The organism is Gemmatimonadota bacterium, assembly GCA_041390105.1.
GTDB lineage: Bacteria > Gemmatimonadota > Gemmatimonadetes > Longimicrobiales > Gaopeijiaceae > JAGQIF01.
In genome coordinates, this window is the sequence record JAWKQO010000003.1 from 51,353 (window position 1) to 77,326 (window position 25,974).

Here is a 25,974-nt window from a genome sequence, read left to right on the forward strand (position 1 = left end):
GGGGCCCGGATGAACCTCGGACCACGCCGGATTTCGTGCTTGAGGCAGGGGCCGGACTCCAGGCCGGACCCCGTTGTAGCCCCTCGAGCCCCGGCGGAGGCGATCATGTGCTACCAGGCTCCACTCAATCGGCTCAGCCTGTGCGTGCGAGTCCTGTGGCTCGCGGCCCTGATCGCGGGGACGTTCCTGCTCTAGACGGCGCGCCCCAAACGCCGGGCCACGTCGCCCGCCCGAGGCCGCGCCGCCGGATCCACTGCGAGGCATTCGCTCAGAGCCCGTCTCAGCCGGAGCGCCTCCTCGCCCGTTCGCCCTTCCGGTACGAGAATGGGCGCACCCGCCCGGATGGCCTGCACGGTCTCGCGCATGGTCGGATGGCGGAAAGGATGACACCCGAGCGCCTCGAGCAGCAGCACACCCAGACTGAAGATGTCACTGGCAGGGCCCACGTCCGAGCCCGTCAGCTGCTCCGGAGACATGTATTCGAGCGTGCCCACGGTGACGCCCGCCGCGGTCTGGACCACACCCTCGTGGCGGGCCGCGCCGAAGTCGAACAGCCGCAGGAGCGGCCGAGACGCGCAGTACACGTTCGCCGGCTTGAGATCGCGGTGCACGACCCCCAGTGCATGGGCTTCGGCCAGTGCCTCCGCCAGTGCCGCTCCTCCCTCGGCAAGCTCCGCCTCGGGGAGCGGACCCCGCTTCAGTCTGTCCCGTAGCGACTCCCCCTCGAGCAGCTCCAGCGCCAGGAAGGGGCTCCCTGCTGGGGTGCGTCCCCGGGACCGCAACCTCGCCACGGCCGGGTGCCGGAGCCGCACCAGAGCATCGCCCTCCAGCTCCAGTCGCCGGTGCACGTCTTCGGTCGTCCACCCGCCCGGTGTCGCTCCGGCGATCTTGAGGGCGACCGCAGTGCCCGTGGCGAGCTCGATGGCGCGATAGACCTCGCACACGCCACCGCCGATGCGTCGTTCGATCCGGTACCCCGGGACAGCGATCTCCGCCGGGACAGGTAACTGATCCTGCGGCATCCCCTCTTCACTCAACATGGACTGGAGCGAGGCGGGGTCGATGGACACCCGACTGCGCACCGCGATGTCCTCCTGCAGCCATTGGCGCGCGTGGATCCACGCCCGCTTCACGGTGGACAACGAGATCCCGAGGGCTTCCGCGGTCTCCTCCGACGTCATGTCTCCAAAGAAGCGGCACTCGATCACACGAGCCTCGCGCTCGTGCTCCACCTCGAGTCGATCCAGGCTTTCGTCGAGCGCCACGAGCACGTCGGCTGTCGACTCCGAGAAGGATGGTCCGCCCCCGAGCAGGTGTGCCGCCTCCAGGCTGACATGCTCCACTGCCCCGCCGCGCTTCTCCGTCTGCCGCGCACGCGCATAGTCGATGAGAAGTTGGCGCATGGCGCGCGAGGCCACTGCGAGAAAATGGCTCCGATGCGTTCCGTGCCCCGACCCACCCTGACTCAGCTTCAGATAGGTCTCATGCACCAGCACCGTGGTCGAGACCGTGTTGTGCCCACTCCAGCGAGCTCGGTGGCGGTGGGCGATCTCTCGGAGCTCGGCGTAGACCAGAGGGATGAGTCGGTCCAACGCCGTGCGCTCCCCGCCGGCCCATTGGGCCAAGAGCAGATCGACTTCGGAGATGGGATCTGTGGGCATGGAGTCTGGGCGTAGGGACCGTGGGTTGGCGTTGTGGCTCAGTTCATCGTGTCCGACACCGTCCCCATGCCGAACCACCCGGCATCCAACCTGAAGCGGGGGACCTCGACGCGAAACTCCTCACCGTCTGGTCGCACGAACGTGTAATGCCCCTCCATGGCCCCTCGCGGCGAGCGCAACACGCAGAAGCTCTGATACCGGTGCACCGCACCGGGCTCGAGGGTGGGTTGCACCCCGATGACGCCGTCGCCGTCGACCTCGGTATCAGGCCCGCCCTCGTCCTCGATGGTCCAGTGGCGTCGCAGGAGCGTGCCCGTGGCGACGCCCATGTTCTCGATCTCGATGTCGTAGGTGAAGACGAACCGACCGCGAGACGGATCCGACTCCGAGAGGACGAACCTGGGCTGCACACCGACCCGCATGCCGTGGGTGACCTGTTCGACGTACATCATCTGGACCGCCCCATCTCTCGGAATGTCCAAGCGGATCTTGGTTGAAAAGCTGCTCTCCGGCCCGCCGAGCGGCTCTCACCGCTCCGGCGCCGCATGTGGTAGATTCTCGTCGCGCCCACTTCCCCCGACCAGAGCTCATGAGCCCAGCGCCTGTTCTCCCGCCGCTTCCCACCTGGGAGGCCATCCGCTACCTGGTTCCCCTCAAGGAGGGGGGCTCGCTGCCGGCCGTCGTGGAAACCGAGGGCGGTGGGCTGTTCGTGGTCAAGTTCCGAGGCGCCGGTCAGGGCGCCAAGGCCTTGATCGCGGAGCTGATCGTCGCGCGACTGGCCGCCGCCCTCGAGCTCCCCGTTCCGGAGGTGGCGCTCATCGAGCTGACGCACGACTTCGGACGCACGGAGCCCGATCCCGAGATCCAGGACATCCTGAAGGGCAGTCGCGGTCTCAACTTCGGGATCCGCTACCTGGATGGCGCCCTCAACTTCGATCCCGGCGCGGCCGGTGACCTGGTGGCAGAGGACTTCGCGTCACGGCTGGTGTGGTTGGACGCTTTGGTCACCAACCCCGACCGCACGCACAAGAACCCGAACCTGCTGGTCCACGGTGAGACCCTCTGGCTCATCGACCACGGCGCCGCCCTGTACGCGCACCATCAGTGGAGCGCAGTGGACGACGCCCGTATGCGCACGCCCTTCTCGCCGATCGCTCAGCACGTGCTCCTCGAGCGAGCCGGCGCGCTCGCCGCAGTCGATGAAGCCCTGACCGCTCGCATCACCCCCACGCTACTCGAGGAGGCACTGGCCGCCGTGCCGGATGCGCTACTGCTCGACGAAGTGGGTGGCGCGGATTTCCCCGATGCGCCTACGGCCCGCGCGCGCTACGTGCACTACCTGTCCACCCGCCTGGAGGCACCCCGCGCCTGGGTAGGCGAAGCGCAGGGAGCGCGTGAACGCCTGCGGACGACTCCGCCGCGCCCACTGCGAGCCCGACGATGAGCGGCTGGGTCGACTACGATTTCGCGGTCGTGTGCGTGGTGCCCCACGTGCATCTGTACGGTTCGTCCGCGGTCGGGGTGGTCCTGCACGCCCGGCAGGCCGAGTTCATCGACGCGCGCGTGACGACGGACCCCACCCAACTGGCCGCACGGATCGGAGGCGGAGACGCCACCCGCCTGAGCCGCTACCTGGAGTCCTATCGGGCCGTCGCGCGCGGAGAGGTGGGTAGCCCCCTGGCGCTGCTCCCGCCCTCGGAGCGCTTCCATTGGCTCACTGCCCCGCGCTCCGACCTCATCCAGTGCTCACCCGTGCACTCGGGGCGTAGCCAGGATCCGGCCACCACCCTGGAAGCGCTTTTCCGACAGTACGTCCCGCGCTGAGGGCGGGTCGGTCCGCCCTGGTCGATGAACCGGGGAGAGGCGGGGATCAGTTCAGGTGGCACCCGGCAGCAGACGCAGGCCCGCAGACTGCTGGGCGGCGACGACCCGGCCCGATTCATCCCGCTCGAAGCGGATCTCCGTTCCGTCCTCGACGTCGTACCAGACGTCGTCGGATTCCGCATACAGCGTTCCGCGTGGAGCTCCGTCCACCCTCACGACCAGCGTGTTCCCCTGCGAGGCCAGCTCGACCACGACGGACGGCTGTCCCTCGACGTGGTACGCCCCCGCGAGGGCAGCGAGCACGTCCGCCGGGGGCGATACCCGGGGGCGCACCTGCGGGCGGAAGCCCGGCCATCCGTAGACCGCGGAGACCGCGCGCGTGATCTCGGCGGCCAGGGCGGAGCCCTGATCGCCATTGGTCATCACGGCGATGCCCTGCCCCCCATCGCGGTAGGTGATCCAACTGGCTTTGAACCCGGCGTTGGACCCCCCGTGGCTGAAAATGCGAGCGTCGCCGTTGTTGGAGAGCCCGAATCCCAGGCCCACGTCTTGGTAGCGCTCCGCCCCGCCCCCGTGGGGGGTCAGCATCTGCTCCAACATCGCACGCGACACCACCCCATCCGTGACTGTCCCGTCGAGGATGCCCAGGAGGTGAACCGAAAGGCGCGCCAGCTCCTGCGGCGTGGTCCACAGGCCCGCGGCCGCCTGCTCGGGATAGGTGTGCCATTCCCCCGGCAGCTCGGTACCGTCGCTTCCGTGGGCGCGGGCCGCCTCCGGCCAACGCGCCTCAGGGAGCGGCTGCGCGTACGTCGAGCGCTCCATCCCCACCGGCCGCAGCACGCGCTCTCCCACCACGTCCGCGAACGACCGGCGCGTCACGTCTTCGACGACTTGCTCCATGACGGTGTAGCCACCGCCGGAGTACTGCCAGCTCGTGCCCGGCACCTTGTAGACGCGCACGGGATCCGTATTGCCGCGACCCTCGAGCACATCCACGTTGCCGGGGAGTTCCTCCCCCCGCGCATAGCCAGGAAACCCCCACACCGTGAGACCCGCACTGTGGGTAAGCACGCCGCGCAGGGTAACCGCCGAATCAGCCGTGAACTCGTTGTCCGGAACCTTCCAGGAGGTGAGCGCGGCATTGACCGGAGCGTCCAACTGCAGGACCCCTTCCTCGACCAGCCCCAACACGGCCAGCGCGCCCACCGGCTTGGAGATGCTCGCGGCCTGGAACAGGGTCGCCGGCGTCACGGGCACTCCGGTCTCGGTGTCCGCGAGCCCGTAGCCTTTGGCCCACACCACCCGCCCCCCGTCCACCACGGCAATGCTCACTCCGGGCACGTGGTAGCGCTCCATGCGCTCTTCGATCGTGTACGTGCGGGGGGCCTCGCCTTCGACCTGCACCGCCAGGAGCAGTCCCTCCTCCACGGCGGCGACGCGCGCCTCCTGCCCACCGCGGCTGTCCGTGTCGGATCCCGAGGCGCAGGCGGCCGCCGTCAAGGCGACCGCCATGCATGCGGTGGCTCTGGGGTGCACGCCCTACATTCCCTCGCCGCGCTTCATCAGTCCCATGTGTTGCGTAGCCTGCGCGAGCCCGCCTTCCCCTTCGCCCCAGGAGATACGTCCGTCGCCGTTGGCGTCGGTCCCTTCCACGATGGCCGTCGTGAGCTGGTGGATCTCCTCGGCCAGCGCAGCCGCTGTGGCCGCGTCCGTGGCCGTGAGCACCGCATGCGCCTTCTCCATGGCCATCTGTGCCCACTTGACCACGTTGTCCGAGCTGGCTTGCACGTGCTGCGCGTGCGTCTTGACGTTGTCGGAGGCCCCTTCGGCTTCTGCAGCCAGCGCGATGTGCCGGGCAGCGCCCTGGGCGGCCTTGATCAGTCCGTAGCCTTTTCCGGGCCCGCCATCCATCATCGACGGATCGAGCGCGTGGACCACGTGGCCGATGTGCCTCTGGATCGACTGCAGGTTGTCCGGCTGAGCCGTGGCCAGCGCGGCGTGCTGATTGGCGACTTCCGCCTCCGCTTGTGCGGCGGGGAGCAGGCCCATCTGGTCGGGCGTGTCGTTCCACTGGTCGGCCACATGCCCCATGTGTCGATGCGCTGCATCCTGCGCGGCGGCGGGCCCGGCCCAAACGGCCAACGACCCCACCAGCAGTGCGGGAGCGAGACGGCGCGAGGTAGGCGATGCCATGGATCCTCCTTGGGCAGCTCCTCCCAGCCAACAGGGGAGCGATGACCCAGGGTGTAGTGGGCGGGGAGGTCAGGGAACTGCCCACGATAGCGGCCCCCCGGGGGAGCGGCCAGCGAGCGCACTCTCGCCGCGACACTGCAGGGGCCCCAGGTTCGGCGGCATGACCACCGACCGCGCTGACCGATCCTGGACGGGGCTCGCCCTTCTGGCGGCCGCTCTCGTGGTAGCGGCCTGGCGGTGGTTCGCTGCCGGGGCACCGCCGGGCGGAGACTGGGCCCAATACATGGGGCACGCGCTCGCGCTGTTGCAGGGGCGTCCGTACGAAGACACCGGCTACCTGTACAGTCCGCTCGCCTGGACCGTGGGCCCGCCGCGCTATCCGCCGGGCCTGCCGCTTACGCTGACGCCCCTGTTCATGTTGTTCGGCACGTCGACGCTGGCGCCCCGCCTGCTGATGCACGCCTTCCTGTTCGCGTTCCTCGCGCTGGTGGCCCGCTATTTCCTACGGGACGGTGAGCCTCCCGCGCTCGTGTGGGGCTCGGTGGCCATGCTCGGTGCGTCGTTCCTGCTTCGCGACGTGCCCAACGTGGTGGGTTCCGATCTGGGCTTCTGCGCACTGGCGTGGACGGTGCTGCTGCTTGCCGACCGACCCGGCGCTTGGTCCGGGACCAGGACGATCGCTATCGCTGCGCTGGGAGCGTGGGCCATCCTATACCGGATCGCTGCCGCACCGTTGATTCCGGCACTCCTTGTTCCGGCGCTCATCCGTCGTCGGGAGGTCGGTGTGCGGGCGCTGTTGCCCGCGTTGGTATGGACCGTTGTGCTCGTTGTGGTGGTGACGCGTTTCGGCCCGGGGCAGGCACCGGTCGATACCATGTCCGGCGTCGCATCCGGCGGGGGCGAACGCAGTGTGGGGGCTTCCCTGCAGTGGTTGCTGGAGCGCATGGACCGCAAGGTACTCCGCTACCGTTTCGCACTGCAGGAGGCTTGGCTGTATCCCTTCCCCGGCCGGTCGGCGGACCGCATCTACCACGTGTTGGCGCTCGGCCTGACGGCGATCGGTGGGCTTCACTGGATCCGTCGCCGTTGGCCGACGTTCGCGGCGTCATTCGTGCTGTTCACCGCGGCGATGCTGACGGTGGCGCCGGTATGGGATCCCCGTTATCTGTGGGTCCTCACGCCGTTCGCCTGCTATGGTCTCTTCAGTGGCGCAGCGTCGGTGCTCGCGCGCCTCGGCTCGCACGATCGCGCACGCGTCCACCGCGGGGTGGCAGCGGTCGGCGCCCTGATGGTTCTGGGTGCCGGCATCGAGACGGCCCGTACCGGGGCACCGGCGATTCCTCGTGACGACCTCGCCTGGGCCACCGTGCAGACACGCCTGCAACGGCTCGGGGACGGGCGCCCCCTGCGCGTGGTGTCGAATCGACCCCGCATCGTCGCCTGGCGGACCGGGGTTCCGGCCATGCCCCTCCCCAACCGGCCTCTGGACACGTTCCTGACGGAGGCACGCCGGCTGGGGATCACGCACGCCGTGATCACCGAGGCCGCCGCCGAACCCGAGTTGTTGGAGCGCTGGCAGCAGTGGCTACGCGAGCGCCCCGAGTTGTTCACCCTGGTCGAGACGGTGGGCCCGGTGCGCCTCTACCGCGTGCACCTCGCTCCCTCGACGTCGTGAAACGTCGAACTCGATCAGAGGCGAGCCCAGGCGCGTAGCTGGTTCCAGACTGTGTGGGCTTCGCGCACGCCCGCCCAGGTGGTGACCCCCAGATAGATGACCCCGTAGGTGCCGAGCACCACGGCGGCCCGCAGGATCGGTCCAACCGGAGCCACAGCCAGCTTCACGCCCCAGGCCGCTGCCGCGGCCAAGGCGGCGATGCCCCACAGCTTGAGGAGGAGCGCGACGAACCCGGGTGGTCGCGTCCACCCGAGCCGCCGATCCAGCCAACGGCGCAAGAGGAGGAACTCCACCCAGCCACTCACTCCCAACGCTGCCCCCAGACCGGCCGCGCCCCAGCGAGCGTCGATGCCCAGCCAACGGACCACGGGGACGGCCAGCACCGCCCCCACGACACCGCGGAGCGCCAGACGCCACACGGACGCCTTGAGCGGCGTCATCGCGTCCCCCAACGCATAGAACGCGGTGGCGTGCAGGCCCCCCATGGACGCACCCACCAAGCCGACCGAAGACGCACCCAGGATCGCCCACACGAAGCGCGCATCCTCGGACGTGAATTGCCCTCCCTGGTAGACGGCCGCCGCGATCACATCCCCCAGAGTGATGAACGCAACTGCGCAGGCCACCAGCAGAAACGCCGTGTGCCGGAGCGCACTGTCGAGCGGGCCTCGCAGTCGTTCGGCCACCGTAGCCTGGTCCGCCGTCGCCGCCGAGAGTTCGGGCAGTAGCGCGGCGGAGATGGCGACGGTGAAGAGACCGACGGGCAGGGAGTAGAGCAGCTGCGAGTAGTTCAACAGCGCCAGCGCCCCCGTGGACACGAACCCCGCGATGGCCACCTCCACCCAGGTGCCGAGGCGACCGATCAGCCCTCGAACCGTGGCAGGTCCGGCGTTGCGCGCAACCTCCCTCAGGTGCTGCGGATCCTCCACACCCGCGCGGGGCGCCCCCACCAACGCCAGGACCGCCGGAAGTTGCACCGCGACCTGCAGGGCGGCGCCCACCAACGCCCCCCAGGCCGCCGCCACCGCCACCTGGTTCGCACGTCCCGTGCGCCCCGCGAGCGCCAGCGCCACGGTGATGGAGACCGCCGAGAGGATGGGCACCGCGTAGGGCAGGAAGAAGCGTCGATGGCTGTTGAGCACGCCCAGACACCAGGCCCCCACCACCAGCAGACCGACTGCGGGGAAGAGGAGTCGCACCAGCCGGACGGTCAGGTCGGCCTTGGCCGCGTCGAACCCGGGTGCGATCCACCCGACCAGGAGCGGGGCGGACAGTACACCCGCAACCACCAGCGCAGTCACGATCAACGCGTGGATGGAGCCGACCACCCAGGCCAAGCGCCGGGCTTCCTCCTGGGCTCCCTCCGCCAGCAAACGGCTGTAGCGAGGGATGAAGGCGGAGGAAAACACCCGCTCGCCCAGGACGCTCTCCATGAGCGTCGGGATCCGGAATGCCGCTCCGAAGGCATCGGCGGCGTCCGAGGTGCCCAGGTAGTGCGCGAAGAAGCGTTCGCGCACCAGACCCGCCACCCGGCTGAGTGAAACGGCGACCGTCACATGGGAGGCGCCGCGTCGCATGTGCGTGCGTGTCAGAGGCCTGTCGTCCCGATTCCGAACCCGCGCCCCGCATCCCGTCGGACGGCCGAGGGGGCCACCGTCCAGCCGGAACCCAACCTAGCAGGTCCTTCCGGTGCTCCGACAACCCGACCGCAGCCGCCCCACCTCCCGGCACAGCGCATCCAGTGGCACGGTCGGCGGGGTTGGCCCTAGCATTGCAGCGTCCAGGAAAGACCCCCGTCCCTCCGGACCCCCATTTGAGCACGCTCTCGCAGGCCTTCACCTACGCCCGTTTCCTCCGGGGCTTCCCGCGCTACTTGCGCTCGGCCCTGACCTTGGAGGAAGCGCGTGCCGCGTTGCAGGAGCGCCTCGAGCGCCGTGCGGAGCATCTGGTGGACATGGCCGAGCGCGTGTTCTTCGGCCTTGCGAGCAGCCCCTACCTTCCCTTGCTGGAACAGGCAGGGTGTTCGTTCGCGGACTTCCGCGCCTCGGTCGCCGACCTGGGGGTGGAGCCTACGCTGCACCGACTTCGCGAGGCCGGCGTCTACTTCACGTTCGAGGAGTACAAGGGCCGCGTGCCGGTCGTTCGAGGCGGACGCGAAATCCCCGTCAGCGAAGGTCGCTTCGACAACCCGTTCCTCACGCACTTCTTTCGGACCTCCACCGGTGGATCGACGGGCCGCCCCACGCGTACGTCGGCGGACCTGGTTCACATGGAAGTCCAGTCGCAGTACCGCATGCTGCTGCTGGAGACCCACGGACTGCTGGACGTGCCCTTTTCGGTCTGGCGGCCAGCCCTGCCCTCGGGGAGCGGCCTCAACAACATCCTGCGGCAGGCACGCATGGGGCGTCCGGTGGACCGTTGGTTCACCCCGCTCGTCCCCGGAGACTACGCGCCGGAGCTCAAGTACAAGCTGGCCACCGAAGGAGCAGTGCTGGCGGGTCGCGCCTGCGGTGTCTCCTTCGTGCGGCCAGAGCCCGTGCCGCTGGATGGTGCCGTCAGCATCGCCCGCTACCTGGCGGATACGGTGCGCACGCAAGGCGGAGCCTGCCTCAGCACCACGGTGAGCTGCGGGCTCAGGGTGGCGCTGGCCGCGCGCTCAGCGCGGGTCGACCTGAGCGGGGCATGTCTGTTGGTGGCGGGCGAGCCTCCCACCGAGGCGAAGGTCCGTGGAATGGAAGCATCCGGGGCATCCGTGCTGAGCGACTACGGGGCTGCCGAGACCGGGCGGATCGCACTGGGATGCGCGCATCCGGATCACTTCACCGACATGCACCTGACCACCGATACGGTCGCGGTCGTGCCTTTTCCCCGTCTGGTGCCCGACTCGGGGGAGACCGTGGCTGCGCTCAACATCACGTCGTTGGTACCTACCATGCCCAAGCTCTTCCTCAATCAGGAGCTGGACGACTTCGCCGAGATGGAGGAGCGTGAATGCGGCTGTCCCCTGGGGGAGCTCGGCCTTCACACCCACATCCGGCGGGTGCGCAGCTTCCGTAAGCTGGTCAGCGAGGGAGTGACGCTGATCGGCAGTGACATGGTGCGCATTCTGGAAGAGGTCTTGCCCAGTCGTTTCGGTGGCTCCCCGCTCGACTATCAGCTGGTCGAAGACGAGGACGAGCGCGGGTTCACGCGTCTCAGCCTGCACGTCCATCCCCAGGTACACCTGGAGCGCGAACAGGACGTCGTAGAGGTGATGCTGGGAGCCCTGGGCCGTACCAGCGTCGCGGCGGACATGGCCCGTGCCTATTGGGCGGCGGCCCGCTCCTTCCGCATCGTCCGGGAGGCACCGCAAGTGTCCACACGGGGGAAGCAGGCCTCCTTGCGTGTGGTGCGCGATACAGGAGCGGCATGAGTCACGAACCGCCCGACCGCGTGTCGCCCGACCCCTCGCGTCGTCGCCTCCTGCGGTGGCTGGGCGCGGCGGCTGGCGGGGCGTTGTTGTCGAGCCGCCCGCTGGCCGGCATCGGCTCAGAGCGGGTCTGCGAGTCCCTACGGGGGCGACGGGTCTCGTGGCTGGTAGGGTGGTCACCGGGTGGCGGCTACGACATCTACTCCCGCCTGCTCGAAGCACCGCTGGAACGGGCGCTGGACGCGGAGATCGTCATCGAGAACATGCCGGGCGCCTCGGGCATCGTCGCGGCACGCCGCATCTCCACGTCCCGACCCGATGGACGGACGCTGGGAATCCTCAACGGTACCGGCCTGATGCTGGCGCCCTACTCCAATCCGGGCTTCGCTCCGTCGCTCGAGCACGACTTCACCCTGCTGGGGCGGATCGTAGATCATGAGCAGGCCCTCGTGGTGGGGCGGGCCAGCGGGATCACCTCGCTTTCGGATCTGGTGGAGATCGGTCGGCGACGGCCGATCGTCCTCGGAGTCACCGGCCCGACCACGGTGAACGTGCTCCTGAGTGCAGCACTGGAGGATCTGTTCGGCATCGAGGTGGCGCTGGTGCTGGGCTTCCCCGGGAGCCAGGAGCTCCTCACCGCTGTCCTGCGCGGCGACCTCGACGGAGCGGTGATCGGAGACGAGTCCGCCGAGCCGCTCGACGAGCTCCTCCCGCTCCTGCGCTTCTCACACCCACCGCTGGGCGGACCCGCTGCCGAGCGCGGTCGCACGTTGCTCGGGGAAGAAGGCGTGCTCGCCACGGATCCCCAGCTCTTTCCCGATCCGGAGCGTGCCCAGCGGGATGCGGCCGACCTGGCCACCCTGATGGACGTGGGACGGCTGGTGGCCGCCCCCCCGGGACTCCCAGCGGAGCTCGGCGCCTGCATGGCAGCCTCGGTCGCCAGCGCCCTTGCGGACCCGGCGCTTCTGACCCGCGCCGCACAGGCCGGACGCACGCTGCGACCCGGCAGCGCAGCGGAAACCGCCCGCACTGTGAGCGTCGCCCGCCTGGCGCTCCCGCGCTTCGCGGCGGCGGTCGAGCGGGCCGTTCGACGCGCCACGGGCTGAAGCGCCCCCCTTCATGGACTCCCACTCGGTTTCCGTGCTCGACGCCGCCTGGCGGGGTCTGTTGCTGGTGCTCGCCTGGCCCAACCTCCTGTATCCGCTCGTGGGCACGGCCGTGGCGATGCTGGTCGCGGTACTCCCCGGTGTCAGTGGAGCCACCCTCCTGGCCCTGGCCATTCCTCTGACCTTCTCGTGGGACCCGCTGCCCGTGATGCTGCTGTTCGGCGCCTTGGTGGGCGGCGCCACCTTCATGGGCTCGGTGACTGCGATCCTGTTCAACATCCCGGGGACCGCCCCCAACGCCGCCACGGTGTTGGACGGCTATCCGATGGCTCGCAACGGAGAGGCCCGCACCGCCCTCGGTTGTTCGGCGGCCGCCTCTGCCCTGGGGTCGACAGTGGGCATCCTGGTCGTGGTCTTGGCCATCCCGGTGATGACCCGCCTGATCCGTCACGTGGGCCCACCGGAGCTGCTCATGCTCTCCGTCTGGGGCCTGGTCAGCGTTGCCACCGTCATCCGGGCGTCGTTCATCCGCGGACTGGCCACGGCCGGTCTGGGGCTGATGGTCTCCTTCGTGGGCCTCGATCCCACCACGGCGGAAGAGCGCTTCACGCTCGGCACGCTCTATCTCCAGGACGGACTCCCCCTCATCCCCGTCTTCCTTGGGATGTTCGCCATCGCGGAGGTCGTTGACCTGATGGCGAGCGGTCGTCGGACCATCGCCGACGAACCCTCAGGGCGGGGCCTGGAGGGAAGCCTCCTGCGGGGCATCCGCGCGGTGTTCCAGCATTGGCAGACGTTCCTGAAGAGCTCGGTCATCGGCACGGTGGTGGGCTTCGTCCCCGGCCTCGGTGGGACAGTCGCCGCGTTCGTCGCCTACGGCGAGGCTGCACGCAGCGCGGGGCCGGACGGTCGCTTCGGCGAGGGCGACATCCGAGGTGTGCTGGCACCGGAGGCCGCCAACGACGCCAAGGATGGAGGCTCCCTGCTCCCGGTGCTGGCGTTCGGCATTCCGGCCAGCACGGGCACGGCTCTGTTGCTGGCCGCCCTCCAGATCCACGGCATCACACCCGGCAGCGAGCTCATGACGCAGCGGCTGGAGCTGGTGTTCGCGTTGGTCTGGTCCCTCTTCCTGTCGAACTGGCTGACGTCGCTACTCGGCCTCTCGCTCGCCAGTCCCCTGGCCCGTCTGACCACCGTACGCACCGCTCGACTCGTCCCCCCCATCCTGGTGCTGTCGGTCGTGGGCGCCTACAGCTTCCGAGCGCGCCTGGAGGACGTGTGGGTGGCGTTCGGATTCGGACTGTTGGGCACGCTGATGAAGCGGTACGGTTGGCCTCGCATCGCGTTCGTGATCGCGTTGATCCTGGGCCCCCTCTTCGAGTTGAACCTGAACCTGTCGCTCAGCCTGCACCGATTGGGGCGCATCCACCTGTGGACGAACCCCAGCGTACTCGTGGGCACGGCCCTGCTGCTCGGGACGGCAGCGCTGCCTGCCCTGCGGGGAATCCGTCGGAGGCCGTCGTGAGACGGGTCGTCGGTGCGGGCTTCTTCCTGGTGGGGGTGGCGCTACTGGTCCTCACGTTGAGCTTGAGCGGACCCGCCAGGCGCATCCCGCTCGTGGTCGCGGTCCCGCTGGTGGCGCTGCTGGGCTTGGAGCTGGCGCGCGAGCTGCGCGGGACCGTAACCCCCTCTCTCCCCCGCGCTCGTGAGCTCCCCGCGCTTCTCTGGACCGCGACGCTGCCGCTCGGTATCGCGCTGCTCGGGGTTGTGGGCGGCCCGGCCCTCTTCGTCGCGGCCCTTCTCCGGTTTCACGGGCGCGAAGCCTGGCCCACCGCCCTCCTGGCGGGCGCCGCCACCGCGGTGGGAATGGCGCTGGTCGTGGGCGCCCTGCTGCACATGTCGCTACCCCCGGGCCTGCTCCTGGCCCCGCTCGTTTCCTGACGTCCAACGTCGGCGGAATCCCTCGATCTCCTCGTCACTGTAGAAGTGACGGGTCAGGCGGGAGTCGTACATCCGCTTCAGGTAGTCGGGCGAGGGCCGGAACAGGCGGGAGAAGCGCAAGAAGGTCTCCGCGTATCGCAGCTCGGAGCTCTTGTTCACGTGCGGGAGCGTCAGGGTGGGACGGTCCAGGAAGCGGCTCAGCACCGAGCCGCCATGCTCGCGCAGGTCCTCGGTGCGAAGCACCAGGACTTCGCCTGCCGCACAAACGTGTAGGGCGTGACGCGCTCCGAGTGAGAACGGTGTCCCGTAGACGTCCACGCCGAAGACGTCCTGCACCTCCCGCTCGAACCACTTCAGCGCAAAGGCGTGCTCGGGGTGATCCGGATCCTCGAACAACTCCACCAAAGCCGGCGCGTTGGTGGGATCGTCCCGGAAGGCCTCGCCCAGCTCAGGATGGTGCAGAGGGAAGTGGCGAAAGAACGCTGAAACGGTACGGGCGATCGGGTCGCGGACCAACGTGATCACCTTCCAGTCGCGGGCAGTTCCGTTGCGTAGCCGCCGTGCCAGGAACTCCGCCTGGTGGTGCTCCCGGTACATTCCGGGGTGGCCTGAGCTGCGGTATAGCCGCTGGAAGAGGGCGCGGTGCTCGGCGATGGTGCGTGGGTCGAGGTAGTGCGTGTGGAAGCTGTGAACGTCGGGTGCGTGGAGCCGCAGTGCCTGGCGGATGCTCTTGGACCCCACCCGTGCCATCTGATGCACCAGGACGAAGGGCCGGTGCCCACGATACTGCCAGCCCGTACGCAGGGTGTTCGCGGCGGCAGCCAAAGACCACACGACCCTCATGGCCATTCCGTCCACTCGTTGAAGTCGTGGCCTGTCAGCGTGCGGAGCCGCGACACCTCCGGCGCCAGAAGCTCCCGCAGGCGCCCATGGGTCTCGGGTGACATGGTGCCGGGCTCGAAGGGACGCGTGAAGGGCCCGTAGAGCCAACGCCCCACCCGACGTCGGGTGTCGGGGTCGAACAAGCGCGCGGGCGCCGCTTCGCCCATCCGTTGCAGCAGGCGCGCAATCCGTCCCTTGCGGCGCTTGAAGCGGGACTCGTTGCGGACCTCGTCGAAGCGCGGCGAATCGAACGGCTCCAGCTCCAGGAACGCGTAGACCTCCGCCATGGTGTCGGGACGGGCGCTGCGCAGCGCCTCAGAGCTGATCACGTGGATCGAGCGCATCGGATAGTGCGGGAGGTAGTGCTCCAACTGTGTCGCATAGAGGCTCCGCTCCACCAGGGCGTTCCCTTCCAACGATTCGAGGGCCTCGTCCAGGGACCGGTTCTCCTTCCCATCGGAGTAGCGATGGCCCCATGCCGAGACGATGCGGCGGATCGGCTCCCGCACGATGTACAGCAGCCGGGCATCCGGCACCAGGGCGGCCATGCGCGAGGGAACCCAGGGATAGCGCTGCTGCGACGAGTAGGTGACGGAGGCCTCTCCTCGCAACGTAGTGCCGCGATCGAACTGCGCCGCGTACCACTCTACACCTCGACCCCACACTTCGGGTTTGGAGAAGAAGTGCAGCTCCTTCTCGCGGGTCATGGCGACCTGCGGATGGAGGTTCAGGTAGTGGCTCAAGCTCGTTGTGCCGGACTTGGCAGCCCCGATGACGATCAAGTTGGGCAACGCCCCGGACCCGACCGATGCCATCGCTCAGCCCGTGCTCTGCATCGCGGCCGCGACGCCGTTGACACTGGTGAAGAGCGCCTCGAGGAGCAGGTCGGCCTCCCCCCCTCGCAGTCGGGCCGTGAGCTCCACCTGGAGCAGGTTCAGCACGTCCGTGTAGGGGTTGCGCAGGAGAATCGACTTCTGGATCACGGGAGCCTGGTCGAGCAGAGCTTCGCCGCCTCGAACGCGGAGCACCGCCGCCGTTGCGGCCTCGAAGTCCGTTTCGATGCGGGAGAGCAGCTCGTGATCCGCGGCTACACCCAGGCGACGCACATAGGCCCGGGTAATGGCGAGGCGCGTGCGGGCCAACTCCCGCTCGGCGTTGTCGACCACCGCCCTGAGGAACGGCCACTCCCGGTAGAGGAAGCCGAGTCGGTCGACCTCTGCCGCTGTGAGCCCGGAGAGCGCAGAGCCCACGCCGAACCACCCCGGGACCAGCGCCCGGATCTGCGTCCAGGCGAACACCCAGGGAATCGCACGCAGGCTCGCGAACGCGGGGGCGGAAGCCGGACTACGGGACGCAGGTCGCGATCCGATCGGCAGGCGCGTGATCGCGTCGATGGGCGTCACCCGGCGGTAGCTCTCCCAGAAGCCCGGGTCGTCGATCAGTGCGCGATAGGCCTGCATGGACCGGTGAGCCAAGCGCTCGACGAGATCGTGATCAGCAGGCGTCGTCACCTCGGCCGGCGCGGCCGGCAGCGCACCCGAGGTGCGGGCCAGCCCACGGAGCACGGCATTGACGATCTGTTCCAGATGACGGTGGGCCAGGTCCTCGAGCGCGTAGCGAAAGGTGATGATCTCGCCCTGCTCGGTGAAGCGGATCCGTCCGTTGTGGACGATGGCCGGCATGGCCAGGATCGCGTGGTTGGCGCGCCCCCCTCCGCGCCCTACCGTACCCCCACGCCCATGGAACAACCGTAGCTCCACGCCCGCGGCACGGGCCGCTTCGGCCAACGCCCCCTGGGCTCGGTGCAGCGCCCAGTTGGCCATCCAATACCCGCCGTCCTTGTTCGAATCCGAATAGCCGAGCATCACCTCCTGGAGGCCACGGCGCGCGCGCAGATGCTCCCGGTAGAGTGGGTGGGCCAGAAGCTCGCGGATACGATCCGCGGCAGCGTCCAGGTCGTCGATGGTCTCGAACAGGGGGACGAAGTCGATCGGGCAGCGCACCTCGCCCTGGGTGCGAGTCCACACCCCGGCCACCTTGGCCAGGAGCATGGGCTCCAGCAGGTCGCTGACCGTCCCCGCCATGCTGACGATCCAGCTCCCCACGGCATCCGGTTCACGCGCCGTGGCGTCTCGCACCACCTGGAACGCGTCCAGCAACGCGGTGGTTGCGTCGCTGAGGTCCGGTGGTGGCGTCCACTGCGTGACGTCGTCCAGGAGCGCCGTCTCCAGCGTCGCGACGCGCGCCGCCTCCCCGAGCGCCCGGTAGTCGTTTTCGAACCCGAGCGCGTGCAGCAGTTCCGTGACGGCCGCCTCGTGTAAGCGGCTATGCTGTCGCACGTCGAGCGTGGCCAGGTGGAAGCCGAAGGTGCGCGCCAGTGCCGAGAGACGCGCGAGGCGCCCGCCCCCAGCCACCCCTCCGAAGCCCGCCTGCGTGAGAGAGCGGCCGAGCACACGTAGATCCCGGACGAAGTGAGCAGCATCGTACTCCGTGGTGGCACCTTCCTCGAGGGCCGCGCGCAGGCGCGCCTGCATCGCGACCACGCGCAGACGATAGGGCTCGTGCGCGTGGTCGCGCAGGCTCCGTTCGTCCACCCAGCCCCGAGCCCGATCGACCGCCAAGGCTTCCGCAAGCTCCCTGGAGACCGAGGTCCGTCGGTCGGACAGGCTGAGCTCGGCCCCCAGCGCATCCAACTCAGCCAGGTAGCGCTCCATGACACGTCGGCGCTGCTCGCTCAGGGTCCACGCGGTGACGGCTGCGGTGACGTTGGGGTTCCCGTCGCGATCGCTTCCGATCCACGAGCGGAAGCGCAAGAAGGCGGGGCACTCCCCCGGTGCACCGTAGCAGCGTTCCAGCGCGCGCTGGACATCCTGGTGCACGCGCGGCACGGTCTCCCAGATCGTCCCGAGCAGGAAGTGAAGCCCCTGCTCGACCTCGTCCTCCACCCGGGGTCGCGCCGTGCGTACGTCATCGCTTGCCAGCAGCAGGCTCACGTCCCGGAACAGGCCTTCCAGGACGTCCTGACGCTCAGAGGGGACGAGCTCCTCCCGGCGCAGACGCATGAGCCGGCCAGCCAGGCGACGCTGCGTACGCAACACGGAGAGCGGGCGCGCCTCCGTGGGGTGAGCGGTGAGCGTAGGCTGGATGTCCAGTCGGCCAAGCAGCGCTCGAACCTCCTCCAGCGTGGCACCGCCGGCGTGCAACGCTTCGAGGGCATCCCCGATGGACTCCGGGCGAGCTTGGTTGTGCTCCGCATCGCGAGAGCGGTCCCGGTTGATGCGGATGATCTCCTGCTTCTCCGCCTGGTTGACCAGGTGGAAGAACGTCGTGAACGCGCGGACCTGGGCAACGATCTGCGATTCATCCAACCCACCGATGATCTCGGCGGCCCGCGCGCGTCCGTCAGGATCCAGGCCCCGCTCGGCGTTCTTGCAGGCCGCTCGCAGCGATTCCACGCACTCCAGTGTGGCGTCGCTATATTGCTCGGCGATCGCGGCGCCCAGCATGGACCCGAGAAGGTTGACCTGCTCGCTGAGGGGTCGCGAGATCCCCGTGCCTTCACTCTCCCATGGGCGATCCGTCCAACGGTTCACGCGCAGCTCCTTGGGTCGCAAGTCGGGCCAAGTTGCCCGCCGGCTCCCCCGATGGGCAACTTCGTGGCATGAACATGCCGGTGGCGGTGGGGTGCATCGGAGACCGTGGTGTCGGGGAGCGCGGCAGGCATGTTGCGATCTGCCCGGGAGGGATCCTGCTCCTGGGCGCGCTCGCCGTCGGAGTCTCGGCGCTCCACGCCCAGGTGCGGGTCGAAGGCCGCCTGGTGGACGCCGGAGACGATTCTCCCGTCGTCGGTGCGATGGTGGCCTTGCTCGACGACACGGGCGAGCTCACCCGCACCTTGAGCAACGACGTCGGGGACTTTCTCCTGCGCGCCCCCGCCGCGGGTCCCTTCTCCCTGCTCGTCGAGAGGATCGGCTACCGCTCCCAGGTCGTGTCGGTGCCGGACCCGGGTCGGCCCGTTCTGGTGCGCCTGCCGGTTCAGCCGGTCGCGCTGCCGGGGATCGACGTCCAGGTCGAGCCCGTTTGCGCGCTCGCGGCGAACACGTCCGTCGAGATCCTCGCGGTGTGGGACGAAATACGCAAAGCGCTCTCGGCGGCGGCGCTCACCGCCGAGCCGCCCCTCGTCTTCCAGGTCCGCACCTTCGAGCGCGAGCTGGAGCGCGACCTCGATCCCCGCTCCCTGCGTGCCGATACGCTGCTGGTGCCCGAGGGTCTGGGGTTCGAGTTCGCCGACGCGGAGCAGTTGGAAGCGAACGGATGGACGGAGCCCGCCGAGGACGGGGGCACGCGCTACTTCGCGCCATCCCCCGACCTCCTGCTGTCCTCATGGTTCACGCGGGCCCACTGTTTCGAGCTCACTGCGACCGAGACGGACCGCCTGGCCCTGCGGTTCCGCTCGGGCGAGGCGGCCCACGGCGTGAGGATCGAGGGCAGCTTCGTGTTGGACGCGGCGGCCGCACGCCTCTCCCACATCGCTTTCCGCTTCACGGGCGACCGGCTGCTCAACGCTGAGCATCAGGGCGGTGAGATCCACCTGGGCGGCCTCCCGGACGGTCGTTGGTACGTGTCCCGTTGGACCATGAGAACCCCGGAGTATCGCCGGGGCCCCCTGCGTCGGACCCAGATGGGACGCCGCCTGCTGTATCAGCCCACGACAACCTTGTCGGGGTATTTCGAACGGGGAGGTGAGGTGCTCCAGGTCGTGACGCTGACTCCAGGGCGCCCGCGATGAGGGCCCTGCGGCCGGGAACCTACCAGGTTGTGCCCGGCGAGTACTATGGCACGCCCAAGGAGGTCTGGGGCTTCCTCGCCCCGGCCCGGGCCGGCCGGCCGGAGTTGATCGCGTTCGAGTTCCTCACGGCGAACCGCGACCTGCTGGGGATCGAGACGCGACTGGGCGGGCTGCGCTTCACGCGTTCCATCGAGAGCCTGGGTGCGCGCCACGTCATCCTGCAGCAGCTCCACGAAGGACTCCGGGTACATCGTGCCTACGTCACCGTGCACATGGACCTGCGCGGTCGCGTCTACTTGGCAAAGAACCGAGCCGTGCCGGGCGTCCACCTCCCCCCGAGAACCGGATTCCGGCTGGGCGAGTCCGAGTGCGTGACCCGAGCGCGCCGGCGACTTCCTCGGCCGGGGCGCCGCGCGACCGTATTGGACACCGAGGCGATGTGGTATCCCTACCGCGACCGCCTCGAACCTACCTGGAAAGTGCGGATCGCGCGCACGCGCCCCCGGGAAGAGTGGATCGTCTACGTCAACGCCCGCACGGGGGGCGTTCTGAGCAAGGTCGACAACCTGGCGGCGGTCCGGGGGCGGGCGCGGATCTTCGACCCCAGTCCGGTCACGACGCTCGGAGACCACCGCGATCTGGTGACGCCTTCCGGCCGGCCGCGCGCCGCGCCGGACGCCGCCTACCGTTCCGTGCGCCTGGCACGTCTGATCGGGAACGGACGCCTCGATGGGACGCTGGTCTCCACCCGAGCCACGGCGGGGCGCACACGCATCCTGCGCCGCGACCACGACTTCCGCGCCCGTGCCGGCGAGCGGGGCTTCCTCGAGGCCATGGCGTACTACCACGTCGATGCGGCGCTCCGCTACCTGCAGGAGCTCGGCTACACGGAGACCCGCGCGATCTTCGGCGAGCCGTTGGAAGTGGACGTGACCGGTACGCGACTCGACAATTCGTGGTACAGCCCCTGGGAACGCCGCCTGACGTTCGGCACCGGCTACATCGACGACGCCGAGGACGGCGAGACGATCGTGCACGAGCTCGGCCACGCGATCCAGGACGCCATCTGTCCCGACTTCGGGCAGTCCGCTGAAGCAGCCGCGATGGGCGAAGGCTTTGGCGATTATCTCGCGGCCAGCTTCTTCGCCGACCGAAAACCTCCTGCCTACCGCGTCTGCGTCATGACCTGGGATGGACTGCTCCTGGGGCTGGACGAAGGGCTGGACCCACCCTGCTTGAGGCGGTTGGACTCTGGCCTCACCTATCGTTCCTTCGACGAAGACGGGGACGAGCACGAGAACGGCGTGATCTGGTCTGCCACGCTCTGGGAGATCCACGAGGGGCTGGGGCGCACGCTCGCGGACACCCTCATCCTCGAGAGCCACTTCCAGCAGGACGGGTTCACCTCGTTTGCACGGGGAGCACGCGCGATCCTCGATGCGGACCGCAACCTCTATCGCAACCGGCACCGGACCCTGCTGCGAGGGATCTTCGAGCGGCGGCAGATCGGCCCGGTGTGAGGGCCGGGCGAGGAGACGGAGCGGCCGTGATTCCACCCCGCCCCGGCGGCGTCGGTCCGCCCGGGCCCGGTAGCGTCTCGGGCGCCGCCCCCCCTATCCTCGGGGAGCGCCCCGCTACCCGGAGACCGTCATGTTCCGCGCACTCCAGTCCCGAAGCGTTCTTCCGTACGCCCTGCTGCTGGCTGCTGCGACAGCGGCCGCGCCCGCCCTCGCCCAGAGCGCCCCACTCAAAGTCTTCATCTCGGTGGACATGGAAGGCATCGGTGGCATCGGCACAGGTGCCATGACCAACTCCAACGGGGGCAAGGACTACGCGACCGGCCGCTCCCTCATGACCGCCGAGGTCAACACGGTGGTCGAGGCCATCTTCTCGCAGGGCGAGGCCCAGATCCTCGTCAACGACTCGCACGGGGACATGCAGAATCTCCTGCACACCGAGCTCGATCCCCGGGTCGAGTACATCCAGGGCAGCATCAAGCCGCTCGGCATGGTGCAGGGGCTCGACGAGAGCTTCGACGCCGTGATCTTCCTGGGGTATCACGCCCGAGCCGGCACCACCGACGGCTTCCTGGCCCACACAGGGACGGGGTCGGTGGAGGCGCTCTGGATCAACGGCACCGAAGTGGGAGAAGGCGGCCTCAACGCGTACGCGGCCGGAGCCCTTGGGGTGCCGGTGCTCGTGGCGGCCGGCGACTCGGCGTTCGTAGCAGAGATCACGGCGCTGGTGCCTGGCGTGCACGCGGTCCGCACCAAGACGGCCATCGGCGCTTCGGTGGCCCGGCTTGTCCACCCGGACGTGGTTCGCCAACAACTGAGGGAAGCCACGCGGGCGGGGCTCGCCTCGCTCGGCAGCGCCCGGACGGTGGTTCCGCGTACGCCGGTGACGGCGCGCATCCGCTTCGACTCCACCCAGCAGGCGGACATTCTGATGGCTGTGCCGGGCATGCGCCGCGTAGACGGATACACGGTGGAGGCGGAAGCCCCTACTATGGAGCGGGCCTACGCCCTCATCCGCCTCATGTACCGGTTCGTACGAGGATAGCGGTAGGCTGCGGTCCCCACAGGACACCTGAATCCACGGCCATGAAGACGATCATCGAGCCATTCCGCATCAAGTCGGTCGAACCCATTCGCATGACCACGCGCGAGGAGCGGCTCGCCGATCTGGAGGCAGCCGGGCACAACGTCTTCATGCTCCACTCTCGGGACGTGCTCATCGACCTTCTGACCGACAGCGGCACCTCGGCGATGAGTGCCGAGCAGTGGGGGGCGATGATGCGGGGCGATGAGGCCTATGCCGGGAGCCCGTCCTATTTCCGCTTCCGCGACCGCGTGCGCGATATCTTCGGCTTCGAGCAGGTGATTCCCACACACCAGGGGCGGGCCGCCGAGCGCATCTTGTTCTCCACCGTCTGTCGCCCTGGGCACGTGGTGCCCAATAACACCCACTTCGACACCACGCGGGCCAATATCGAGGCCACGGGCGCCCGAGCGGTGGATCTTCCGACCCCCGAAGGACTGGTTCCCGCAGAGCCGCACCCGTTCAAGGGTAACCTGGACGTCGCGCGCCTGGAGGCGCTGATCGACGAAGTAGGCTCGGAGCGCATCCCGCTGTGCATGCTCACCGTCACCAACAACACAGGCGGGGGCCAACCCGTCTCCATGGCCAACATCCGCCAGGTGTCCCAGATCTGCCGGCGCCACGGCATTCCCCTCTACCTCGATGCCTGCCGCTTCGCGGAGAACGCCTACCTGATCAAGCTCCGCGAAGACGGCTACCAGAACAGCGCCGTCATCGACATCGCGCGCGAGATGTTCTCGTACGCGGACGGGTGCACGATGTCCGCGAAGAAGGACGGATTGGCCAACATCGGCGGCTTCCTGGCCACCAACGACGCGCGCCTGGCCGAACGGGAGCGGGATCTTCTGATCCTCACCGAGGGCTTCCCCACCTACGGGGGCCTGGCCGGACGCGACCTGGAAGCCATCGCCGTGGGGTTGGAAGAGGTGCTGCACGAAGACTACCTCGCCTACCGACTGGCGTCGGTGCGCTACCTGGGCGAACACCTGTCCGAGTTGGGCGTCCCGATCATGCAGCCCCCCGGAGGCCACGCCGTCTACGTGGACGCCGCCGCGTTCCTTCCGCACGTGCCGCCGCTGCAATTGCCGGGACAATCGTTCGTGGCGGAGCTCTTCATCGAAGGGGGCATCCGCGCCGTGGAGGTGGGCACCGTGATGTTCGGCCACCGCGACCCTGCTACCGGGGAGGAGCACCCGGCCGCCATGGAGCTGGTGCGATTGGCCCTACCGCGGCGCGTCTACACACAGAGTCACGTCGACTACATCGTCGAGGTCATCGCGGAAGTGTGGAAGCGGCGCGGCTCCATCGGCGGCTTTCGCTTCGTGCACCAGGCCGCGGCGCTTCGGCACTTCACGGCTCGCTTCGAGCCGCTGTACGCGTTGCGCCGGGCCTAGGGTCCGGTACCGGCCATTAGCCGCGCGCTGCCAGGAAGGAGAGGACCGCCTCGTTGTAGTCAGCGGCCTTGTCCTCGTGCACGAGATGGTTCGCACCCGTGAAGGTTTGCCGAGTCACGTCAGGCAGGAGTCCCTGCAGGCGATCCAGGATCCGGCTCAGCAGGGGGATGCTGTCGCTGCCGCCCATGAGTAGCGTCGGAACCGCGAGCGTCTGGAGCTGCTCCGGGGGGATGGGCAGGAAGCCGGGTCCCAACAGCTCCGCCACTGTCGTGTCGCGGTTGTCGGACACCTGCTGCTTTTGAGCCGCCGACAGACGCTCGTATCCTCCGGCCCCGAACACGGTGTCCCCGAAGGTCCGGATCCCTCGATCGATCTCACCCCGCTCGAGAGCGCGCACCGCGGGTGCCAACCCGCCCGCTCCGAACCGCGCCAGGGCCACGCCCGTGCGGGGACGCGTGACCAGCAGCCGCAGCACTTCGAGCGGCTTCGGCGGATCGCTCACGAACAGAGTGAAGGCCGGAGGCTCCTCCAGGACCAGCGTGCGCACGCGGTCGGGGCGGCGTAGGGCCGCGAGCAGGCAGAGCACAGCGCCATAGGAGTGGCCGACCAGATGGGCCGGACCGTCCACCTGCGTCGCCAGCACCGCCTCCAGGTCTGCGACCTGCTCTGCCATCGAATAGACGGACCCTGCGGGGACGGATGGGTTGGGCCAGTGGTAGCGTCGCGAGTAGGTGATGACGCGGAAGCGCTCGGCGAAGGGCTGCCGCTGAGACCGCCAGGTGCGTGCATCGCTGGCGGACCCATGGACCAGCACGAGCGGGTCGCCCTCCCCTCGAATCTCGACGGCGAAGGGCAGGTGCTCGTCGTTGCCCGCATGCGGTCCCATCGACCCTCCGAGTGTGGTGGCGGCCCCCAGTAGTAAGCGCCACCGGGAAGCGGCCGGCTCACCCCTGGCTCGACGGCACGTCCCGCAGCCCCGGGAATACAGTCCTTCCCAGCGTACCGCCCGGGCGACCGCTCAACGCACCAGCGCCTCCAGCTCGGTTCGCGTGAGCAACTGCCCCTTGGTCACCACCGCCTCCACCCGCCGGGTGTTGGTGATGTCCTCGAGCGGGTTGGCCGAAAGCAGCACCAGATCGGCCAGGCGCCCCTGCTCCACCGTCCCCATCTCGTCCTGGAGGCCGAAGAACTCGGCGGGTCGTACGGTGGCGGCACGCAGCGCCTCGATCGGTGGCAGTCCCGCTCGCACCAACATGTCCAGCTCGTTGTGCAGGCTGTAGCCGGGCACGGAGAACCCGATCGGCGTGTCGGTGCCCGCGCCGATCGGTACGCCTCGTTCGAACATCGCTCGGACCAGGTGGAGGCTGAACTCGCCGTAGGTGGTCTCGCGCGCGGGTCCGGCGGCCCGTTGCCGTTCCCCGGCCGCACCCCAGTCCTCCGCTACGTCGGACGGCGCCCGCCCGAGCGCGTCGGCCCAGTCCGCACGCTCGTATGGAGGAACCAGCCCCATGGCGTTGAGGCGCAGGGTCGGTACCTGGATGGTGGCCTTCATCGCATCCATGACGTCCAGACACCGCTCTTCGTCGTACGCTGCCACGGAGGGCAGACGCTGCTCCTCGTGCAATCGGGCACGGAGGTCCGCGCCCGGCCCATCCTGGTGCGCCGAGAGGAGACGACGCCGCTCGGACAGGAGCGAGTCTGCGGGAGCGGCGCAGTCCATCTCGATGTTGCGAAGATGTTCGAGCGAGTTGACGCGAGGTCCTACGTCCCGGGCCAGCAGAGACAGCGGCACGTGGCCGTCTCGGGGTAGTCCCCGCGCCTCTGCCTCCTGCACCAGTGCATCGAACACTGCGGGCGTGACCATCTCGTAGATCTTGACGAAGTCGACTCCCGCCTCGGCAAGGCGCGCCACATTGGCGCGGGCCGTCTCCACATCCGGATTGGCGATGCCCAACGGAGGCCGGTTGACACCGTCGTACACGACGTGCTCTCCGTCCAGGAGCGGCCCTGCGAAGAAGACGCGCGGAGCGGTCGCACCCTCGGCCCGCAGCCGTTCAACCACAGGTAGCACCCGTTCGAGGATGCCACCGGTGTCGCGGATGCTGGTGATGCCGTAGCTGAGGAACAGACCGGGCATCGCTTCCGTGAAGCGATCGTCGTAGGTGAGGTGCACATGGAAGTCCCACAGGCCCGGGATGAGGTAGCGACCGGTGCCGTCGACCACCTCGGTGGCGCCGGTGGCCGCTCCGGCCTCCGTGACCTGAAGGATCCGCCCATCGTCGACCACCACCGTGCGTCCCTCGCGCACGCCACCGACCGCATCGATGACCGTGACGTTCTCGATGGCCAGATCGGGAGCTGGCGCCTCCGAAGCGCAGGAAGCGAGCGGGCAGACCAGCACAACCAGGGCCGTGGCGGAGAAGCGCAGACGCATGACGGATCCGGGACAGAGGAGCGCGGTTCGAGGCGCTACGATGCCGGTCCGGACGTGGCGGCGCA

The 25,974-nt window shown here is 68.9% G+C and carries 21 protein-coding genes; 11 read left to right on the forward strand and 10 right to left on the reverse strand.

The genetic code is table 11. The features are described 5' to 3' along the window. Nucleotides 1-191: 191 nt before the first annotated feature. Nucleotides 192-1,661, reverse strand: a complete 1,470-nt coding sequence (locus R3E10_13350) for an ECF-type sigma factor (protein ID MEZ4416728.1) — start codon at nt 1,659-1,661, stop codon at nt 192-194. Nucleotides 1,662-1,699: 38 nt separating this feature from the next. After that, nucleotides 1,700-2,143 (reverse strand): Co2+/Mg2+ efflux protein ApaG, encoded by a 444-nt coding sequence (gene apaG / locus R3E10_13355; GenBank protein MEZ4416729.1) that lies wholly within the window; start codon nt 2,141-2,143, stop codon nt 1,700-1,702. Between the two features lie 107 nt (nt 2,144-2,250). Between apaG and R3E10_13360 the strand changes: the two genes are divergently transcribed. Then, on the forward strand, nt 2,251-3,105 hold the full coding sequence (locus R3E10_13360; GenBank protein ID MEZ4416730.1) for a HipA family kinase: 855 nt from the start codon (nt 2,251-2,253) through the stop codon (nt 3,103-3,105). Beyond that, nucleotides 3,102-3,485, forward strand: coding sequence for a DUF3037 domain-containing protein (locus R3E10_13365; protein MEZ4416731.1), 384 nt, complete (start codon nt 3,102-3,104; stop codon nt 3,483-3,485). Before R3E10_13360 ends, R3E10_13365 begins: the two co-directional genes overlap by 4 nt. A gap of 51 nt (nt 3,486-3,536) precedes the next feature. Here R3E10_13365 and R3E10_13370 read toward each other — a convergent pair whose 3' ends face one another. Next, nucleotides 3,537-4,997 (reverse strand): serine hydrolase, encoded by a 1,461-nt coding sequence (locus R3E10_13370; protein ID MEZ4416732.1) that lies wholly within the window; start codon nt 4,995-4,997, stop codon nt 3,537-3,539. A 27-nt stretch (nt 4,998-5,024) separates the two neighbouring features. Continuing rightward, the gene (locus tag R3E10_13375) at nt 5,025-5,678 is read right to left on the reverse strand and encodes a hypothetical protein (GenBank protein MEZ4416733.1); all 654 of its coding nucleotides are present in this window, start codon (nt 5,676-5,678) and stop codon (nt 5,025-5,027) included. Nucleotides 5,679-5,838: 160 nt separating this feature from the next. Here R3E10_13375 and R3E10_13380 point away from each other — a divergent pair, with 160 nt between their 5' ends. Beyond that, a complete protein-coding gene (locus R3E10_13380) occupies nt 5,839-7,353 on the forward strand; it encodes a hypothetical protein (protein ID MEZ4416734.1) in 1,515 nt (504 codons plus the stop codon). 14 nt (nt 7,354-7,367) lie between these two features. Here R3E10_13380 and murJ read toward each other — a convergent pair whose 3' ends face one another. Then, nucleotides 7,368-8,930 carry a murein biosynthesis integral membrane protein MurJ gene (murJ, locus tag R3E10_13385; GenBank protein MEZ4416735.1) on the reverse strand — a complete coding sequence of 521 codons (1,563 nt, stop codon included), beginning with the start codon at nt 8,928-8,930 and terminating at the stop codon, nt 7,368-7,370. 236 nt (nt 8,931-9,166) lie between these two features. On the opposite strand from murJ, the gene R3E10_13390 reads away from it, so the two are divergent. Genes R3E10_13390 through R3E10_13405 form a run of 4 tightly spaced genes read left to right on the forward strand, consistent with a single transcriptional unit; the run spans nt 9,167 to nt 13,809 of the window. Beyond that, nucleotides 9,167-10,765: a hypothetical protein gene (locus tag R3E10_13390; protein MEZ4416736.1), complete on the forward strand. Its 1,599-nt coding sequence runs from the start codon at nt 9,167-9,169 to the stop codon at nt 10,763-10,765. Next, nucleotides 10,762-11,868 (forward strand): tripartite tricarboxylate transporter substrate-binding protein, encoded by a 1,107-nt coding sequence (locus tag R3E10_13395; GenBank protein ID MEZ4416737.1) that lies wholly within the window; start codon nt 10,762-10,764, stop codon nt 11,866-11,868. Before R3E10_13390 ends, R3E10_13395 begins: the two co-directional genes overlap by 4 nt. A 13-nt stretch (nt 11,869-11,881) precedes the next feature. Further along, entirely contained in the window at nt 11,882-13,393 is a 1,512-nt protein-coding gene (locus R3E10_13400; protein MEZ4416738.1) for a tripartite tricarboxylate transporter permease, read from the forward strand. Continuing rightward, entirely contained in the window at nt 13,390-13,809 is a 420-nt protein-coding gene (locus tag R3E10_13405) for a hypothetical protein (GenBank protein MEZ4416739.1), read from the forward strand. Before R3E10_13400 ends, R3E10_13405 begins: the two co-directional genes overlap by 4 nt. Here R3E10_13405 and R3E10_13410 read toward each other — a convergent pair. The 3 genes from R3E10_13410 to ppc are packed head-to-tail and all read right to left on the reverse strand — an operon-like array spanning nt 13,771 to nt 18,284. Further along, the gene (locus R3E10_13410; GenBank protein MEZ4416740.1) at nt 13,771-14,658 is read right to left on the reverse strand and encodes a putative capsular polysaccharide synthesis family protein; all 888 of its coding nucleotides are present in this window, start codon (nt 14,656-14,658) and stop codon (nt 13,771-13,773) included. The genes R3E10_13405 and R3E10_13410 overlap by 39 nt on opposite strands. Then, nucleotides 14,649-15,506 carry a sulfotransferase gene (locus R3E10_13415; GenBank protein ID MEZ4416741.1) on the reverse strand — a complete coding sequence of 286 codons (858 nt, stop codon included), beginning with the start codon at nt 15,504-15,506 and terminating at the stop codon, nt 14,649-14,651. Before R3E10_13415 ends, R3E10_13410 begins: the two co-directional genes overlap by 10 nt. Before the next feature lie 3 nt (nt 15,507-15,509). Further along, nucleotides 15,510-18,284 carry a phosphoenolpyruvate carboxylase gene (gene ppc / locus R3E10_13420; GenBank protein MEZ4416742.1) on the reverse strand — a complete coding sequence of 925 codons (2,775 nt, stop codon included), beginning with the start codon at nt 18,282-18,284 and terminating at the stop codon, nt 15,510-15,512. A gap of 68 nt (nt 18,285-18,352) precedes the next feature. Here ppc and R3E10_13425 point away from each other — a divergent pair, with 68 nt between their 5' ends. The 4 genes from R3E10_13425 to R3E10_13440 all read left to right on the forward strand — a co-directional run bounded on the left by R3E10_13425 (nt 18,353) and on the right by R3E10_13440 (nt 23,475). After that, on the forward strand, nt 18,353-19,480 hold the full coding sequence (locus tag R3E10_13425) for a carboxypeptidase-like regulatory domain-containing protein (protein MEZ4416743.1): 1,128 nt from the start codon (nt 18,353-18,355) through the stop codon (nt 19,478-19,480). Then, entirely contained in the window at nt 19,477-21,000 is a 1,524-nt protein-coding gene (locus tag R3E10_13430; protein MEZ4416744.1) for a M36 family metallopeptidase, read from the forward strand. Before R3E10_13425 ends, R3E10_13430 begins: the two co-directional genes overlap by 4 nt. A 130-nt stretch (nt 21,001-21,130) precedes the next feature. Next, nucleotides 21,131-22,042 (forward strand): M55 family metallopeptidase, encoded by a 912-nt coding sequence (locus R3E10_13435; protein MEZ4416745.1) that lies wholly within the window; start codon nt 21,131-21,133, stop codon nt 22,040-22,042. A gap of 41 nt (nt 22,043-22,083) precedes the next feature. Further along, the gene (locus tag R3E10_13440) at nt 22,084-23,475 is read left to right on the forward strand and encodes a tryptophanase (GenBank protein MEZ4416746.1); all 1,392 of its coding nucleotides are present in this window, start codon (nt 22,084-22,086) and stop codon (nt 23,473-23,475) included. A 16-nt stretch (nt 23,476-23,491) separates the two neighbouring features. On the opposite strand, the gene R3E10_13445 is transcribed toward R3E10_13440, so the two are convergent. After that, entirely contained in the window at nt 23,492-24,361 is an 870-nt protein-coding gene (locus tag R3E10_13445; GenBank protein MEZ4416747.1) for an alpha/beta hydrolase, read from the reverse strand. 132 nt (nt 24,362-24,493) lie between these two features. After that, nucleotides 24,494-25,909 (reverse strand): amidohydrolase family protein, encoded by a 1,416-nt coding sequence (locus R3E10_13450; GenBank protein MEZ4416748.1) that lies wholly within the window; start codon nt 25,907-25,909, stop codon nt 24,494-24,496. Nucleotides 25,910-25,974 lie beyond the last annotated feature (65 nt).